The sequence below is a fragment of the Skermanella sp. TT6 genome (assembly GCF_016653635.2).
In the GTDB taxonomy this organism is placed as follows: domain Bacteria; phylum Pseudomonadota; class Alphaproteobacteria; order Azospirillales; family Azospirillaceae; genus Skermanella; species Skermanella cutis.
Map to the genome: position 1 here is coordinate 4,654,485 of NZ_CP067420.1, position 15,213 is coordinate 4,669,697.

The window sequence follows — 15,213 nt, forward strand, 5'->3', positions numbered from 1 at the left end:
GGGATCAAGGAAATGCTGGAATTCGGACGCTCCCTGCGCCGGCTCCGCCGGCTCAACGGCATCAAGCAGGAACACCTGGCCGAACTGGCCGGCGTGACCCAGGCGACCGTGTCGCGCTGGGAATCCGGGCGGCACCGGCCGACGCCGGAGCAGGCGGCGCGGCTGCTGCCCCTGCTGGAGGCGCGCCTGAACCCGGCGGGCGACGCCATGCTGAAGCGGCTGGTGGAAACCTCCGCCCTGCGCGTCCATCTCGTGTGCGACGTCAGCCACCGGCTGCTGGCCGTGTCCCAGGGGCGCCGGCGGGAGTGGGAGAACGACGCCCATGACCTCTACGGCGAGACCCTGTGGCCCTTCGCGTCCGACGGCATCCGCGACGGCGAGGCGCGCCTGGGCGACCTGGGCTGGTACGAACCGGTCGCCCGCCCCGTCGCCGGCTGGACCGACTTCAAGCACTCGGGCGTGATCCGCATGGGTCCGGGCATGTGGCTGTGGGAGCGGGTCCGGCTGAGTGACGGCGGCTTCGCCCGGATGGTCACCACGCTGCCGCTGGAGGACCTGCGGCGCGGCGTCCCCGAGGCGCGCATCGTCTCCCTGCCGCCCGGAGCCCCGACCGGAGCCGAGGAGCCGGTCGTATGATTTATACGTCGGCCCGGGCGGGGGTGCGGCGGTAAGCTCGCCCTTTCCTGGAGGGATGAGCCATGCCGATCCGACTCTTCCGGCGCCGCCCCGTCGCGGAGCCGCCGCTTGCGGACGTGCTCGCCGGTCTGATGGCGGCACGGGACGCAGACCGGATCGCCCTGATGGTCCTGGCCCTCGGCCCGCGCCTGAGGGAACGCCTGGACCTCGATGAATGCCTGCGCCTGGCGGCGGCGGGCAGCTTCACCAACGGGACCCGCGAGGCCCGCTTCGTCGAGACGCTGGCGCGCCTGGCGCGACGCATCGAGCTGAACGCCGTCCCGGCCCGGCACTGGACCGGAGACGACCGCCGTCGCCTTTTCGATCCCGACTTCCTGGCCCGGCGCTGCGCCGGAGAACCCGTGCTGGCGGAATTGAACGACCTGCTGTGGCATGGTGCCATGGCCCGCCTGCGCGAGGCCGGCGAGAACCCGGCGGCGGTGGCCCTGGAAGCTATGGGGTTGGTCCGGGCGGACCGCTCGACGTTGCGTTGCCGGTGACGCCTGTCGTCGGTTGCTATAAGCTGGCGATGACTTCCAGAAAGCGTCGGCGCGGATATCGATATGCGGCACATCGACTCTCTTCATATCGGCAGCTTCCGCGGGCTGCGGGACGTGAAGCTCGACCAGTTGGCCGATGTCAATATTTTCGTGGGCCGCAACAACTCCGGCAAGACTACGCTTCTGGAAAGCCTTGCGGTATTGGCGAATGCCCGCAGCCCCTTGGAGTGGAGCTGGATAGCCCAGCGTCGCGAGGGCCGCTTTTCTTCGTTTGCCGGGAGCTTCCTGGACAATATCAAATGGCTGTTCCCTCAAACCCCAGAAATGGGACCAGGGCCCTATAACGGCCGACTGGAACTTTCGACCAGTGGCCCTGAGTTTGAGCATCGATTGGTTTCGAGTATTTCCGAAGTGTTTGGCTTATGGCCGGAAGAGACCGCAGATCCAAACTCGCCCCAGGCATCCGGTCGGTTCGATCGCCAAAGACGCGGCATAAGGATCAAGCATCAGGTAACCCGCTCCGGTTCGGATGGGCAAGAAGGTTCAGCGGGAGACGCCAGAGTTTACTGGGAGGACGAAGTTCATCAGCTTGCCCTGTTTCCAGACACCCTGATCCCCATGGAGTTCCTGGTACCCTACTCGCACCGGATCGAACCCACCCAGCAAGGCAGCTTTTCGACGGCTACGCAGCTTGGCCGGAAGGACCAGATCGTGGCCTTGCTGGCCGATATCGATCCTTCCATCCGCGGTATCGAACTCCTGAACCTAATGGGGCAACGCCCGGAAATCTTCATCAATCACGCGAAGGCCGGGATGATCCCGCTCAAGCTGTTGGGAGACGTCATCCGGCGCGCTTTCATCATCGCCTCGACGATTCCGCAGGTAGAGGGCGGATTCCTGCTGATCGACGAGATCGAGTCGGCGATCCACTACTCCGCCCTGAACAAGCTCTTCGCGTGGCTGACATCGGCTTGCCGGCAGTTCAAGGTGCAGCTTTTCGTCACGACCCACAGCCTTGAAGCCCTCGACGCCATCCTGTACGAGAATCCCGAGCATCTTGACCAGATCGCAGGCTATCGGATCGAAGAAACCGACGGGCGGCAGCAGGTCAGGCGATTCGATGGAGCGATGATGAAGCGGCTGATCCTCGATCGTGGCTTGGATATCCGGTAGATCGATGAAAAGGGTGCTGCTGATCGTCGAGGGACAGCATGATGTCGCCTTGCTGTCGAAGCTCTGCCGGCACAAGGGGCCTGGAGCGCGTCAGGCTTCTGACCGAGCTCGATCCATTCTGGACGTTCACCGTGCCGACCCGGTTTCCGATCAGGGACGACCTCATGAAGCGGGTCCCGGTTCCTTCCTTTTTCGCGTCTCCGGACCTGTCGATCGCGATACAGGCGGCCAATGGCGAAAGCCAGATCGTCGATCTGTTGGGAGAAGACCTCTCGCTCGTGCCTGACGGAGGATTTGACGCCATCGGGATCGTGCTCGACGCGGATCATCAGCACCTTCCGCCGGAGCGTTATGCCGATCTGACGCGCGCGATCTCGGCATCATGCCCCGCCCTGACGATGCCCGGAGCCGCTGGGGAGGTCGGCGGGGGTGTACCGAGATTCGGCATTTTCGTTATGCCGGACAATGAGGTCATGGGGACGCTTGAAGACGTCCTGATCGAAGCGGCGGAAAGCGTCTACCCGGCACTCCACGGCGGAGCGCGGCGCTTCATCGAAAGCGCCGTCGTCGCCGACGGGTTGACCCGTCACGACCTGAGGGAGGCGAACAAGCCGGCAGGGCGCAGGAAAGCCGTCGCTTCGGCCATCGCCAGCGTCCTGAAGCCGTGCAAGGCGATCCAGGTCGCGATCGAGGATTGCCGCTGGATCGCGCCGGATGGTTACGGGCTTCCGTTCCGCATGCGTCTTGAGCGGTTCCTGACCGACCTGACCGCCTGACGGACTCCTACCGCAGCGTCACCGCCGACAGGTTGCCGTAGACCCCTTCCTCCAGCTTGGCGTTCAGCTCGGTCATCATGCGTTCGACCATGGCGAACAGGGCGTCGTCGCGGCCCTGGAGGGAGATGTTCTCGGGCACGCTGATGGTGCGGGCGACGGCGGCGCCGGTATAGCCGTTGAAGCGGCGCGACGGCTGGTCCACGACCAGGTCGACCGCCAGCTTGCCGTCGTATCGCTCGGACTGGTCGGTGGTGAAGGCGCCGCGCAGGCCGGTAGTCGGCGGCAGGCCGGTCTCGACGATGCTGGCGTCCTTGATGACGACCCGCAGCGTGCCGCTGCCGCCCATGGCGCGCAGCCTTTCGTTCGCCCAGCGGCGGATCGCGTCGGACGGCGGGATCGGGGCAAGATGATCGACGTTCGGCTGCACCTGGGGCGGCTGGTACTGCTGGACGACCTCTATCGTGGCGACGTCGAACGAGATCGGGGCCGCGTTGGCGAAGCTGATCTGGCGGGCCGCCGGGCGCGGCGGCGCCGACTGGCAGGCCGCCAGGGCGAGGGTGGCTGCCAGGGCGAGGGCGGCCGGACGGAGAAGGCTGCGGAGCATGATCACGGTTTCGCGGAAAAGGAGGGGGTTCACGGATAGCACGGGGCCTTGGTCCCGGTCACTTGGATTTGGCCGATGGGGATTTGGCCGGCGGGGATTTCCGGACCTTCGCCGAGGCCGGCGTGACGGCGGCGCGCAGGTTCTTCGGCGAGACCACCACGCAGTAGGCCTTGGCCTGGCGCAGGCGCTTGCAGGCGGCCGTGGCCTGCTCCTCCTCCAGCCCGACGACGATCGGGCGGTGCTTCTTTCGCCGCTCGATCGTGGTCAGCATGGCCCCGCCGAGCACGGCGGCATGGTTCCGCATCAGCTTGCGCCCGGCGTCGGCCGCCTTCGCCTTGGTGTTGAAGGTTCCGGCGATCTCGACGCTCCAACCGCCCTGCGCCCGCGGCATGCCGGGAACCGAGACGATCGACGCGCAGGCCGGGGAGATGACGCCGGCGGCCGGCTCGTCCGGCTCCCGGGTCCGGACCGGGTCGATGTCGCGCAGGGTGACCGGGATCTTCGGGTCGGGCTTGGCATAGGCTTGGTCCATCAGCCGGGCGATGCTGTCGGCGCGGTCGCCCCGGCTCAGCTCGCCCAGCACGACCGCGACCAGCCGGCGCCCGTCGCGCACCGCCGATGCCACCAGATTGTACCCGGCGGCGCAGGTGAAGCCGGTCTTGATGCCGTCGGCACCCCGGTAGTTGGCCAGGAAACCGTTGACGCTGTTGAAGGTGCTGCCCCGGTGGACGAAGCTCCGGGTGCTGAAATAGCCGTACTGGTCGGGGAAGTTCCGCAGCAGCGCCAGCGCCAGGATCGTCAGGTCGCGCGCCGTCACGACCTGCTCCGGGTGGTTGAGGCCGGAGGCGTTGCGGAATTCGGTCCGGTTCATGCCGAGCGAGCGGGCCTTGGCGGTCATGGCCTCGGCGAAGTCGGACTCGGTGCCGCCCAGCCGCTCGGCCAGGACCACGGCGGCGTCGTTGGCGGACTCGATGATGGCGCCCAGGATGGCGTCGCGCGCCCGGATGGTCGAGCCTTGGCGCAGGCGCAGGGACTGGCCGGTCTGGCTGGCCGCCCGGACCGACACCGGCAGTTCCTCGTCCAGCTTCAGCCGGCCGGCCCGCAGCGCGTCGAACGCCATGTAGACCGTCATCATCTTGGTGGTCGAGGCCGGGAAGCTGCGCAGGTTCGGCTGCTCGGCGTGGAGCACGACCCCGCTGTCGGCATCGACCACCAGGCTGGCCCGGTACGCGGCGGCAGGGCTGGAAAAGAGAAGGCTGGAGACCAGGGCTCCGAAGAGGATCAGGGCCGCGAGCGCGCCCGCCGACGATACACGAACGCATACCCGCAGCACGATGAACCCCTATGGATCAGCCGTAGACATTCTCCAATTGTGCATCATCAAAAGTATACGTCGAGTTACAGAACTCGCACGTGACCTCGACCCGGCCGTTGACCTTCAGCTCCGAGATCTCCTCCCGCGGCAGCGACCGCAGCACCGTCGCCACGCGGTCGCGCGAGCAGCGGCAGGTGGCCCGGAGTTCCGTCGGCGTATAGACCCGCACGCCGTCCTCGTGGAACAGGCGGAACAGCAGGTCGTTGGGCGGCAGCCCCGGGTCCAGCAGCTCGGCGTCGGTGCAGGTGCCGATCAGCACCATGGCGCGGCGCCAGTCGTCGGCGACGTCGCTGCCCAGCACCTGCTGGATCTGGTCCTCCGGCAGGCGCTGGAGCATCAGGGCGCCGCCGCGCCAGATCCGGTCCGAATCGGTTCCGGCATGGCCGACCGCGACCTTGATGCCGGTGTCGAGCTGTTCGGACTGGCGGAAATAATGCTGGACGCAGTCCGACAGGGTATCGCCGTTCAGCTCGACGATGCCCTGGTAGCGCTCGGTATGCTCGCCCTGATCGACCGTGAAGGCGAGATAGCCGGTGCCCAGCAGCGCAGGGACCGGGGCCGTAGCACCCGCGTCGGCCCCGGCCAGCCGCTCGGCGTCGAACTGGGCGTAGCCGCGCACGTCGCCGGTGCTGGTGACGTCGGCCACCATCAGCGAGATCGGGCCGTCGCCCTTGGTCTGGAGCGTGAAGATGCCCTCGTACTTGAGGGCGCCCGCCAGGGTGATGGCGAGCGTGATGGTTTCGCCGAGCAGGTGGGCGACCGGCTCGGGGTAGGCATGCTTGGACAGGACCTCGTCGAGCATCGGGCCGACCTTGACCAGACGGCCCCGCAGGTGCGAGGCGTCGATCTGGAAAGGCTGCACAATGTCGTCGGTGAGGGGATTCTCGGCGTGACCGAAATGACTCATGAACTCAGACACCAGGTTAAAATGCCCTTCTGGGCGTGCAGGCGGTTTTCCGCCTCGTCCCATACCACGGAGTTCGGGCCGTCGATCACGTCGGCGGTGACCTCGTCGCCGCGGTGGGCTGGCAGACAGTGCATGAATATGGCGTCCGGTTTCGCGTTTGCCATCAGGCGCCGGTCGACCCGGTAGGGTGCCAGCATGTTGTGGCGGGTTTCGGCGTCCTGCTGGTTCATGGAGACCCAGGTGTCGGTGACCACGCAGTCGGCCCCGGCGACGGCGGCATCCGGGTCGCCGCCGACGCTGACCTTCCCCCCCTGCCCGAGCGCCCAGCCGACCAGGTCGGGGTCGGGCCGGAGCTGTTCCGGGCAGGCGAGCCGCAGCTCGAAGCCGAAGCGCACCGCGGCGTGGATCCAGCTCGCGGCGACATTGTTGCCGTCGCCGCTCCAGGCCACCACCTTGCCCGCGATCGGGCCGCGATGCTCCTCGAAGGTCAGCACGTCGGCCATGATCTGGCAGGGGTGCGACCGGTCGGTCAGCCCGTTGATCACCGGGACGGTCGCGTGCTCCGCCAGTTCCAGCAGCTTGTCCTCGGAATCGGTGCGCAGCATGATCACGTCGACGAAGCGGGACAGCACCTTGGCGGTATCGGCCACCGTCTCGCCTCGGCCGAGCTGCATCTCCTTGGAGCTGAGCATCACCACGTCGCCGCCGAGCTGGCGCATGCCGACCTCGAAGGAGACGCGGGTGCGGGTGGACGGCTTCTCGAAGATCATGGCGAGCGTCTTGCCGGCCAGCGGCTTGTCGCCCCCGCCGGCCGCCTTGAGCGCCTTGCCGCGCTCCAGGATGGAGCGCAGCGTCGTGGCGTCGAAATCGTCGAGGTCGAGGAAGTGGCGGGGGCCGGCGCCGCCGGAGGCCGGCGCGCTCATGGCGCCAGCTCCGCGCAGGCCTTGTCGAGGATATCGATCGCCTCGTCCACCTGGGTCTCGGTGATGATCAGCGGCGGCAGCAGCCGCACGACATTGTCGCCGGCGGCGACCGTCAGCATGCCGTGGGCGCGCAGCTTGTCCACCACGGTGCCGTTGACGATCTCGGGAACGAACCGCAGGCCCAGCAGCAGGCCGGCGCCCCGCACCTCCACCAGCGCCTTGGGGTGGCGGGCGACCAGCTCGGTCAGGCGGCCCCACAGCACGCGGGCGATGCGATCCACGCCTTCCAGGAAGCCCGGCTCCAGCATGACGTCGAGCACGGCGTTGCCGACCGCGGTGGCGAGTGGGTTGCCGCCATAGGTCGAGCCGTGGGTGCCGGGCGTCATGCCGACCGCGGCCTTCTCCGTCGCGAGGCAGGCGCCCAAGGGGAAGCCGCCGCCGATGCCCTTGGCGGCCGACATCACGTCGGGGGTGATGCCGGCCCATTCATGAGCGAACAGCTTGCCGGTGCGGCCCATGCCGGTCTGGATCTCGTCGAACAGCAGCAGCAGGCCGTATTCGTCGCAGACCTCCCGGAGCTGGCGCAGATAGTCCAGCGACCCCGGGCGGATGCCGCCCTCGCCCTGCACCGGCTCGATCGAGATGCCGGCGGTCTCGTTCGTGATGGCGGCGCGCAGCTCGTTCATGTTGCCGAAGGCGACCTGGTCGAAGCCGTCCTGCATGGGGCCGAAGCCCTTGACCATCTTTTCCTGCTTGGTCGCGGCGATGGCGGTCGTGGTCCGCCCGTGGAAGGCGCCGCCGGCGGTGATGATCCGCCAGCGCTCGGGGTGCCCCGTCTCGTACTGGTACTTGCGCACCACCTTGATCGCGCATTCCCACGCCTCGACGCCGGAATTGGTGAAGAACACCGTGTCGGCGAAGGTGTGATCGACCAGTCGTCGCGCCAGGCTCTCCTGCCCCGCCACGCGGTACAGGTTGGAGGTATGCCAGATCTTGTGCGCCTGATCGGTCAGGGCCTTGATCAGGTGCGGATGGGCATGGCCCAGCGCGGTGACGGCGACGCCGCTGGCGAAGTCCAGGTAGCGCCGGCCGGTCGTGTCGAAGACATAGGGCCCTTCGCCCCGCTCGAACACGACATCCGCACGGGCATAGGTGGGCATGACAACAGGGATCACGGGTAAGCCCCCAACGGGTTCAATTCCGGCAAACGGTCCACCAGCGCCGTCCTCCGGAAAACGGCGTAGTACGGAAAGCACGAACTCCCGGAAGGCGCAGCCGTCCGGGAGACCGCAGACTATCCAAAGCCGGGGACGCCATGTCAACGGGCGCAGGGGCGAATCGGGCGGGCGGGGTATGATTTCATGGGCGGGAACGCCGCGGCCCGGCTATTCCCGCTTCGACCGGGGCTGAAACAACAATAAATTCGCGGTAACAAAACCTTAAATGCGTTGTGACAATCTTGCGCCCGATTTGCATTCAAAGGAATGCATCCACGTGTTCGGGAAACGCTTCAGAAATGATCGCCTCTGCATCTCGCCCTGGAAGCGGCAGGTTCTCCCTCGGCCGGCTCCTTCGCTTCACCCTTGCCGGAACGGTGATGTTGAGCGGGTGCGCCACGCCGTCGACGCCGCCGACCGCGGTCCAGGCTCCCGCCGCTGTCGCGGATGCCCAGAAGCAGGCGGCGCTGGCACCGCCCGCGGTGAAGAGCTTCAAGCGGAAGGTGGCCCTGGGGCGGTTCACCAACGAGACCCGCTACGGCAAGGCGCTGCTGGGCGGCGACCTGGATCCGCTTGGGCGCCAGACCGGCGACATGCTGAGTTCGCGGCTGGTCGAATCCGGGCGCTTCATCGTTCTCGAACGGCCGGATCTCGCCGCGGTCAAGTCCGAGCAGGCGCTGTCCGGCGGCGGCAACACCGTCGGGGCCGACACCCTGATCGTCGGGTCGCTGACGGAGTTCGGCCGCGGTGCGGAAGGTCAGGCGGGCTTCCTGAGCAACACCAAGCGCCAGGTCGCCCGAGCCAAGGTCGAGGTGCGGCTTGTCGATGTCAGGACCGGCCATGCGTACTTCTCGGCGAACGGCACCGGGGAGGCGGCGGTCGAGCAGGGCACCGTCATGGGGTTCGGCTCCCGCGCCGACTACGACGCTACCCTCAATGACCGGGCGATCGCCGCCGCGATTTCCGACCTGCTGAGCAGTCTCGTCGCGAAGCTCGAAGAACGTCCCTGGCGCAGCGATATCCTGAAGATCGACGGACCGCGCGTCTATATCAGCGGCGGCACCAGGCAGGGCCTGAAACCGGGCGACCGGCTCGCCGTCATGCGGAGCGGCGAGCGGGTGAAAAGCGCGCAAAGCGGTTTCGACCTGGAACTGCCCCCCTCTCCCGTCGCCGATCTCGTGGTGGAGAGCACGTTCGGCGACAGCGTGACCAGCGAGGGATCGATCGCGCGCATCACGGGCGGAACCATCCCCGGCGGCAATACCAGCGGCCTGTTCGTGGCCGAAGCAAAGTGAAGGTTGAAGACATGAGAGTTCGCCCATTGGCGCTGGCCGGCGCCCTGATGCTGACCGCCTGCGCCTATCCGAACACGACGGTCCGGACACTGGAGGAAAAGCCGCAGTTGGCCTTCGCCAACGCTTCCCCCACGGCCATGCTGTTCGTCAACGGCGTCCTGATCGGCCCGGCCGCCGACTACGACGGAAAGAAGAGTACGCTTCAAGTTGGAACCGGCACCCACACCGTCGAAGTCCGGGAAAACGACAGAGCCATTTACAGCGAGAGGATCTATCTCGGGTCAGACGCAATCAAAACAATCTCCCTGCCCAAGTGAGTTGAAATATGAAAGCCAGCCGCCTTTCGATTCTGGCCATCGCCGTGATTTGCGCGGGATGCGGCCAGACAACGAAGTATTATTGGGGAAATTATTCCAAGTCCCTTTATGATTATCAGCAGAACCCCACCACTCAAGCCAGCCATCAAGCGGCGCTGGAGAGCATCATCGCATCGGGCGAACCGACCCGGAAGGTTCCTCCGGGCATCTACGCGGAACTTGGCTACCTGAAGCTTTCGTCCGGCGACAGCGGCGGCGCCATAGCGCTGTTCGAGAAAGAAAAATCCGCTTGGCCGGAGTCGGCGCTCATGATGGACAAAGCCGTCCTGAACGCGCGTGAAGGCAAGGACAAGCCTCCTGCCGCAACCGGCGTCACGCCGGCTTCGTTACCCACCAGCTAAGGCGACATCCCCATGCGAATTCTCTTCAAGGCCGCCCTGGCTTGCCTGTGCCTGGCGGGATTGTCCGCATGCGCGGCGCCGCCGCAGAAGAAGGATTTCAGCGCGATCCGCGCGAACCATCCGCGGTCCATCGTGATCGTGCCGGTGACGAACGCCAGCACGCAGGTCGATGCGCCGGACAACTTCCTGGTGACCCTGCCGGTGCCGCTCGCGGAGAAAGGCTACTACGTCTTCCCCGTGCACATGGTCAAGCGGGTCATGGAGGACGAGGGCTTGGCCGACGCCGACCTGGTCCACTCGGCGGACGCCCGGAAGGTCGCGGCCCTGTTCGGAGCCGATGCCGTCCTGTTCGCCAATATCCGGCGCTGGGACAGCCAGTACATCCTTCTGTCGACCACCACGACGGTCGACATCGATTACACCTTGAAAAGCGGCAAGACGGGAGAAACGCTCTGGGAGGAGGCGGTCCACACCGCCTATTCCCCGCAGGCGCAGAACTCGGGCGGCCATCCGCTCGCCTTCCTGGTCACCCAGCTCATCGTCGCCGCCATCGAGAGGGCGGCTCCGAGCTACCTGCCCCTGGCCAGCCAAGCCAACGGCGTCGCCTTCTACGCGGCGGGCCGCGGCATTCCCTCCGGTCCCTACGACCCGCAGTTCGGCAAGGACTATTGAGGATTCGGCATCGGTCCGTGAGGCGGCTTCACCCGCCTCACGGCCGCAGCTTCCACCCCCGGCTGATCAGCACGCCGCACGCGCCCCACAGCGCCGCCGCCGTTCCGGCGACCACCGCCAGCGACGTCAGGGGGGACGCCTCCGCTCCGCCCAGGAAGCCGTAGCGGAATCCCGAGATCGCGTGGAAGATGGGGTTGGCCTGGATGAGGGCCGGGAACGGCTCCGGCAGGGCGTCGGCCGGGACGAAGACGCCGGACAGGAAGGTCAGCGGCACCAGGACGAAGACGAAGGCCGCCGCCAAATGGTCCCACTTCTCGCACCACAGCCCGATCAGCACGCCGGCCAGCGACATCATCAGGGCACCCAATGCCGCGAAGGCGATGACCGCCCAGGGGGCGGCGACGGGCATCGGCCAGACCAGCAGGGTGCCGGCCAGCACCACCGTCCCGGTGACGAGGCCGCTCAGCGCGCCGGCCAGGGCGTAAGCCGCCGTCATCTCCGCGGCACCCAGCGGGGCCATCAGGATGTCGCTGATGATGCCCTCCATCCGGTCGAACAGCAGGCTGAACGCCGTGGTTTCGGCCGAGCGGAACAGCACCGCCATCAGGATCAGGCCCGGCACCGCGAAGGACAGCAGCGCGTCGCCCTCTTCCGTGCCGCGCTCCGGCCCCAGGGCGAAGACCAGGACGATGAAATAGACCAGGGTCTGGAAGGCGGGCGCCAGGACCGTCTCCAGCGCCTCCTTCAGGTAGCGGCCCAGCTCGCGGCGGAACAGCGTCCGCGCACCCATCCAATGGATGCGCCCGATCGCGCGGGGCCGCGGCCCCTGGAAACCCGACATGGCACCGTCACGCCTTCAGCTTGTATCCGGTGGACAGCATCCGCAGCAGCAGGACAGCCAGGGCGGCGTTGATGCCCAGCATGACCGCGACGCCGATCGCCAGGGTGCCGTCGGACTGGCCGATGAAGCCGTAGCGGAACCCGTCGATCATGTAGAAGAACGGATTGAAGTGCGCCAGCCACCAGAAGGCCGGGGGCAGCCGGTCGACCGAATAGAAGGTGCCGGACAGGAAGGTCAGCGGCGTCACCACGAAATTGGTGAAGGCCGCGATATGGTCGAACTTCTCCGACCAGATGCCGCCGATCATGCCGAGCTGGGCCAGCATCATGGAGGCCATCACGCCGTGGAACAGGATGAAGCCCGGCGCGTGGAAACCCAGCGGCACGAAGGACCAGATCGCCGCTCCGGTCACGACGCCGACCAGCAACCCGCGGGTGATGCCGCCGCCGACGAAGGCCACCGCCATTTCCAGCGGGGACAGCGGCGGCATCAGCACGTCCACGATGTTGCCCTGGACCTTCGATATCACCACCGAGGAGGAGGTGTTGGCGAAGGCGTTCTGCGCCATGGCCATGACGATCAGGCCCGGGCCCAGGAAGACCAGGAACGGCACGCTGCCCGCCATCCGCACGACGCCGCCCAGCGCCAGCGCGAAGACGGCGTAGAACAGCAGGGTCGTGACGACCGGGGCCGCGATCGTCTGGGTATAGACCTTGATGAACCGATGCACCTCCCGTTGGTACAGGGTCCAGAGGCCGATCCAGTTGACGGTGCCGATATCGCGCGGCAGTGGCGGGAGATGGGTGCTCATGATGCCCTTCAGCTAAGTGCGCGCACCCTAATGTGAAGCGGGCGCATGGCACAATTGCCGAGAGCGAATGGCTGGTGGGCGGCATCGCCGCACCGCCCGCCGCCGCGGTACCCGCCGCCGTCCCACCCTGCGGACGCCTCAAGCCCGGAGCTGGCGGATGAAGTCGGAGACCTGCCCGTCCAGCCCCTCGACCTCGGTCATCAGGTCGTTGGCGAAGCTGCGCACCCGTCCGGCCCCGCCGCCGGTATGATCGGCGGCGCGGCCGACGCCCTGGATGCCCTCGGCGGCGGCGGCGACGCCGGAGGCGACCAGTTGGGCCGTGGCGGCGATCTCGCGGGTGGCGGCGCTCTGCTCCTCCACGGCGGAGGCGATGGTCGAGGTCACCTCGTCGATGGAGGACACCGCGCCGGTGATCCGGCCGATGGCTTCGACGGCCGCCTGGGTCGCTTGCTGGATCTCGCCGATGCGGGCGGTGATCTCCACGGTCGCGTTCTCCGTCTGGCCGGCGAGACCCTTGACCTCTGCCGCGACGATGGCGAAGCCCCGGCCGGCCTCCCCGGCCCGTGCCGCCTCGATGGTGGCGTTGAGCGCCAGCAGGTTGGTCTGCGACGCGATCGCCTGGATCAGCTGGACTACGTCCCCGACCTGATCGGCGCCGCGGGACAGCGCCTCGACGGCGGCGGCCACGGAACGGGCCTGCTGGCTCGCATCGTCGGTCATGCGCGACGCGCTCGCGATCTGGCGGCCGATCTCGGAGATCGAGGCGGTCAACTCGTCGCTGGCCGTGGCGACGCCCCGCACGCCGGCCGACACCTCCTCCGCCGATGCCGCTGATGCTCCGGCGCCGGTGCGGGTCTCGTCGGCGGTCCGGGCCAGCGCCCCGGCCTCGTGCCGGACCTGCTCGGACACCTTGCGGATGCTGGCCGAAACGCTGCCCACGCCCTGCTCGAAGGCGGCGGCCAGGGCCATCATGTCGTCGCGCCGGCGGCGTTCGGCGGCCTGGCGCTCCTCCTCCCGGCCGGCGGCCAGCCGCTCGTTCTCGGCCTGGGCGCGGCGAACCTCGTCGAGCGCCGTCTCCGACCGCTGAAGCGCCTGGCCGAGCCAGGAGACCAACCAGACCAGGACGCCGGTTTCCAGGACGACGATCACGGCATGGAGAACGACGCGCCAGAAGTCGCCGCCGCCGGGAAACACCGCGGCCGGCATCGCGAAGTTGAGGACCAGATGATGGGCGGCGGTGGCGCCTGCCCCCAGCAGGACGGTCGCCGGGCAGGCGAAACCGGCCAGGATCGCCAGGGCGGCGAAGTAGTACATGTGCAGATCGATCTGCCAGGCGGAGTCGCGCATGTCGTAGACCAGGGCGGACACCACCATCACCAACGCGATCGCGACGACGCCGCGGGCCGACAGGCCGGCGGGATCCCGCCAGACGGCGAGGCTGGCGCACAGCGCGGCGATGCCTGCCAGGGAGACGGCCCCGACCGTGTCGCCGCCGGGCGACAGCCATCCCAGGGCGAGGATCAGGGGGACATGCGACCACAACAGGGCGACGGAGAACAGCGCCATGTTCCGGCGCTGATGCATCAAACCGTTCATTTCGAGGAGGAATCCACTGACAGGCACCCGGACATTGCGCGCGCGTCCAGGAGCAGATAAGCATCGGTCGGGTGCCGGGGGTGATCCAGGGCATCCGGGCGCGCGATGATGATGAAGGGTCGGGGCGCCGCGACCGGCAGCCAGCCGGCCTCGGACACAAGCGCGATGGCGTCGGTGACGGCGGTCCGGGGATCGAACACGACCATCACGGCATGGCCGGGCCTGGGCGACAGGGTCAGGATCCCGCTGACGACCAAGCCGCCGAACAAGAGGGCGAAAGCCGGAAGTAGTTCCGCCGTCCGATGATCCATGACCAGGCCAACTGCAATTAGAGGAGTAGAATTCTAAAAATCTCTCCTTTTTAAAGTAGAGTAATCCTTTCGGTTTCCCATTGCATTTTAGACATATGTCTCTCGGACGATCCGGCTCCACCTCCCGGACCGCTGACAGCGACAGGAGCATCGATCATGCCTTCCATCCCAGGCCCCAACCCGCCGGGCCGGCGGCAGCAGAAGCCGGTCACCGCCCAGTACCTGGAGAACGCGGCGCTCTATTATCTCCAGCGTTTCGCCAGTTCGTCGGCCAACCTGCGCCGCGTCCTGATGGGCAAGGTGGAGCGGTCCGCGCGCGCCCACGGCACCGACCGGGCCGAGGGCGCCGCCCTGGTCGAGGCGCTGATCGAACGCTACCAGCGCAGCGGCCTGCTGGACGACAAGGCCTATGCCGAAGCCAAGGCGGCCAGCCTGCACCGGCGCGGCACCTCGACGCGGGCGATCCGCGAGAAGCTGTCGCTGAAAGGCGTCGGCGGCGACGAGATCGCGGCGGCCCTGGAAAGTGTCGACGAGGAAACCCCCGGCGATACCGAGCTTGCGGCGGCGGTCGCGCTGGCCCGCCGGCGGCGTCTCGGCCCGTTCCGCCGCACCGGCCGCGAGGAGCACCGGGAGAAGGACATGGCCGCGCTGGGGCGTGCGGGTTTCGGTTACCAGATCGCCCGGAAGGTGGTGGACGCGGAGGATCCCGAGGCCATTCGGACGGAAGAATAGGAAATCATCTATTTTTATGTGGATTTTATTATTGCGCGGCAACCGATAAGTTCTATCGTAAGGGGTGCGGCGACCGGAGGTCCCGGC

At 67.4% G+C, this 15,213-nt stretch carries 18 protein-coding genes; 9 read left to right on the plus strand and 9 right to left on the minus strand.

Annotation, left to right across the window (positions count from 1 at the left end; all coding sequences use genetic code 11):
• Positions 1 to 12 precede the first annotated feature (12 nt).
• The 4 genes from IGS68_RS21760 to IGS68_RS21775 all read left to right on the plus strand — a co-directional run bounded on the left by IGS68_RS21760 (position 13) and on the right by IGS68_RS21775 (position 3,124).
• Entirely contained in the window at positions 13 to 636 is a 624-nt protein-coding gene (locus IGS68_RS21760) for a helix-turn-helix transcriptional regulator (protein WP_201073793.1), read from the plus strand.
• A 62-nt stretch (positions 637 to 698) separates the two neighbouring features.
• On the plus strand, positions 699 to 1,175 hold the full coding sequence (locus tag IGS68_RS21765; RefSeq protein WP_201073795.1) for a hypothetical protein: 477 nt from the start codon (positions 699 to 701) through the stop codon (positions 1,173 to 1,175).
• A 63-nt stretch (positions 1,176 to 1,238) separates the two neighbouring features.
• Positions 1,239 to 2,348, plus strand: coding sequence for an AAA family ATPase (locus IGS68_RS21770; protein WP_201073797.1), 1,110 nt, complete (start codon positions 1,239 to 1,241; stop codon positions 2,346 to 2,348).
• Between the two features lie 164 nt (positions 2,349 to 2,512).
• Complete coding sequence (locus IGS68_RS21775; RefSeq protein WP_201073799.1) at positions 2,513 to 3,124, plus strand: DUF3226 domain-containing protein; 612 nt, start codon at positions 2,513 to 2,515, stop codon at positions 3,122 to 3,124.
• Positions 3,125 to 3,131: 7 nt separating this feature from the next.
• Here IGS68_RS21775 and IGS68_RS21780 read toward each other — a convergent pair whose 3' ends face one another.
• From IGS68_RS21780 to IGS68_RS21800, 5 genes are read right to left on the minus strand one after another with little or no spacing between them, the layout of a single operon-like run.
• Positions 3,132 to 3,728: a hypothetical protein gene (locus IGS68_RS21780; RefSeq protein WP_201073801.1), complete on the minus strand. Its 597-nt coding sequence runs from the start codon at positions 3,726 to 3,728 to the stop codon at positions 3,132 to 3,134.
• A 58-nt stretch (positions 3,729 to 3,786) separates the two neighbouring features.
• A complete protein-coding gene (locus IGS68_RS21785; RefSeq protein WP_201073802.1) occupies positions 3,787 to 5,061 on the minus strand; it encodes a serine hydrolase in 1,275 nt (424 codons plus the stop codon).
• 16 nt (positions 5,062 to 5,077) lie between these two features.
• The gene (locus IGS68_RS21790; protein ID WP_201073808.1) at positions 5,078 to 6,010 is read right to left on the minus strand and encodes an Hsp33 family molecular chaperone; all 933 of its coding nucleotides are present in this window, start codon (positions 6,008 to 6,010) and stop codon (positions 5,078 to 5,080) included.
• Positions 6,007 to 6,933, minus strand: coding sequence for an ornithine carbamoyltransferase (gene argF, locus IGS68_RS21795; RefSeq protein WP_201073810.1), 927 nt, complete (start codon positions 6,931 to 6,933; stop codon positions 6,007 to 6,009). Before argF ends, IGS68_RS21790 begins: the two co-directional genes overlap by 4 nt.
• Positions 6,930 to 8,093 carry an aspartate aminotransferase family protein gene (locus IGS68_RS21800; RefSeq protein WP_247881016.1) on the minus strand — a complete coding sequence of 388 codons (1,164 nt, stop codon included), beginning with the start codon at positions 8,091 to 8,093 and terminating at the stop codon, positions 6,930 to 6,932. Before IGS68_RS21800 ends, argF begins: the two co-directional genes overlap by 4 nt.
• A gap of 356 nt (positions 8,094 to 8,449) precedes the next feature.
• Here IGS68_RS21800 and IGS68_RS21805 point away from each other — a divergent pair, with 356 nt between their 5' ends.
• The 4 genes from IGS68_RS21805 to IGS68_RS21820 are packed head-to-tail and all read left to right on the plus strand — an operon-like array spanning position 8,450 to position 10,835.
• Positions 8,450 to 9,445: a CsgG/HfaB family protein gene (locus IGS68_RS21805; protein WP_247881017.1), complete on the plus strand. Its 996-nt coding sequence runs from the start codon at positions 8,450 to 8,452 to the stop codon at positions 9,443 to 9,445.
• Between the two features lie 26 nt (positions 9,446 to 9,471).
• Positions 9,472 to 9,762, plus strand: a complete 291-nt coding sequence (locus IGS68_RS21810; RefSeq protein WP_201073814.1) for a DUF4397 domain-containing protein — start codon at positions 9,472 to 9,474, stop codon at positions 9,760 to 9,762.
• Between the two features lie 8 nt (positions 9,763 to 9,770).
• A complete protein-coding gene (locus IGS68_RS21815) occupies positions 9,771 to 10,163 on the plus strand; it encodes a DUF4810 domain-containing protein (RefSeq protein ID WP_201073816.1) in 393 nt (130 codons plus the stop codon).
• A gap of 12 nt (positions 10,164 to 10,175) precedes the next feature.
• Positions 10,176 to 10,835, plus strand: a complete 660-nt coding sequence (locus tag IGS68_RS21820) for a DUF799 domain-containing protein (RefSeq protein WP_201073818.1) — start codon at positions 10,176 to 10,178, stop codon at positions 10,833 to 10,835.
• Between the two features lie 37 nt (positions 10,836 to 10,872).
• Here IGS68_RS21820 and IGS68_RS21825 read toward each other — a convergent pair whose 3' ends face one another.
• The 4 genes from IGS68_RS21825 to IGS68_RS21840 form a co-directional block, all read right to left on the minus strand.
• A complete protein-coding gene (locus IGS68_RS21825) occupies positions 10,873 to 11,676 on the minus strand; it encodes an ABC transporter permease (RefSeq protein ID WP_201073820.1) in 804 nt (267 codons plus the stop codon).
• A gap of 7 nt (positions 11,677 to 11,683) precedes the next feature.
• Positions 11,684 to 12,487 carry an ABC transporter permease gene (locus IGS68_RS21830; protein ID WP_201073822.1) on the minus strand — a complete coding sequence of 268 codons (804 nt, stop codon included), beginning with the start codon at positions 12,485 to 12,487 and terminating at the stop codon, positions 11,684 to 11,686.
• A gap of 138 nt (positions 12,488 to 12,625) precedes the next feature.
• A complete protein-coding gene (locus IGS68_RS21835) occupies positions 12,626 to 14,083 on the minus strand; it encodes a methyl-accepting chemotaxis protein (protein ID WP_201073823.1) in 1,458 nt (485 codons plus the stop codon).
• Entirely contained in the window at positions 14,080 to 14,394 is a 315-nt protein-coding gene (locus IGS68_RS21840; RefSeq protein WP_201073825.1) for a hypothetical protein, read from the minus strand. Before IGS68_RS21840 ends, IGS68_RS21835 begins: the two co-directional genes overlap by 4 nt.
• A 156-nt stretch (positions 14,395 to 14,550) precedes the next feature.
• Here IGS68_RS21840 and IGS68_RS21845 point away from each other — a divergent pair, with 156 nt between their 5' ends.
• On the plus strand, positions 14,551 to 15,126 hold the full coding sequence (locus IGS68_RS21845) for a regulatory protein RecX (protein WP_201073827.1): 576 nt from the start codon (positions 14,551 to 14,553) through the stop codon (positions 15,124 to 15,126).
• The last annotated feature ends 87 nt before the right edge of the window (positions 15,127 to 15,213 follow it).

What these genes read in the sequence shown, in the direction of transcription:
- IGS68_RS21760 (WP_201073793.1), top strand. Translation starts at nt 13, where the DNA reads ATGCTGGAATTCGGACGCTCCCTGCGCCGGCTCCGCCGGCTCAACGGC.
- IGS68_RS21765 (WP_201073795.1), top strand. Translation starts at nt 699, where the DNA reads ATGCCGATCCGACTCTTCCGGCGCCGCCCCGTCGCGGAGCCGCCGCTT.
- IGS68_RS21770 (WP_201073797.1), top strand. Translation starts at nt 1,239, where the DNA reads ATGCGGCACATCGACTCTCTTCATATCGGCAGCTTCCGCGGGCTGCGG.
- IGS68_RS21775 (WP_201073799.1), top strand. Translation starts at nt 2,513, where the DNA reads ATGAAGCGGGTCCCGGTTCCTTCCTTTTTCGCGTCTCCGGACCTGTCG.
- IGS68_RS21780 (WP_201073801.1), bottom strand. Translation starts at nt 3,728, where the DNA reads ATGCTCCGCAGCCTTCTCCGTCCGGCCGCCCTCGCCCTGGCAGCCACC.
- IGS68_RS21790 (WP_201073808.1), bottom strand. Translation starts at nt 6,010, where the DNA reads ATGAGTCATTTCGGTCACGCCGAGAATCCCCTCACCGACGACATTGTG.
- argF (WP_201073810.1), bottom strand. Translation starts at nt 6,933, where the DNA reads ATGAGCGCGCCGGCCTCCGGCGGCGCCGGCCCCCGCCACTTCCTCGAC.
- IGS68_RS21800 (WP_247881016.1), bottom strand. Translation starts at nt 8,093, where the DNA reads ATGCCCACCTATGCCCGTGCGGATGTCGTGTTCGAGCGGGGCGAAGGG.
- IGS68_RS21805 (WP_247881017.1), top strand. Translation starts at nt 8,450, where the DNA reads ATGATCGCCTCTGCATCTCGCCCTGGAAGCGGCAGGTTCTCCCTCGGC.
- IGS68_RS21815 (WP_201073816.1), top strand. Translation starts at nt 9,771, where the DNA reads ATGAAAGCCAGCCGCCTTTCGATTCTGGCCATCGCCGTGATTTGCGCG.
- IGS68_RS21820 (WP_201073818.1), top strand. Translation starts at nt 10,176, where the DNA reads ATGCGAATTCTCTTCAAGGCCGCCCTGGCTTGCCTGTGCCTGGCGGGA.
- IGS68_RS21825 (WP_201073820.1), bottom strand. Translation starts at nt 11,676, where the DNA reads ATGTCGGGTTTCCAGGGGCCGCGGCCCCGCGCGATCGGGCGCATCCAT.
- IGS68_RS21830 (WP_201073822.1), bottom strand. Translation starts at nt 12,487, where the DNA reads ATGAGCACCCATCTCCCGCCACTGCCGCGCGATATCGGCACCGTCAAC.
- IGS68_RS21835 (WP_201073823.1), bottom strand. Translation starts at nt 14,083, where the DNA reads ATGAACGGTTTGATGCATCAGCGCCGGAACATGGCGCTGTTCTCCGTC.
- IGS68_RS21840 (WP_201073825.1), bottom strand. Translation starts at nt 14,394, where the DNA reads ATGGATCATCGGACGGCGGAACTACTTCCGGCTTTCGCCCTCTTGTTC.
- IGS68_RS21845 (WP_201073827.1), top strand. Translation starts at nt 14,551, where the DNA reads ATGCCTTCCATCCCAGGCCCCAACCCGCCGGGCCGGCGGCAGCAGAAG.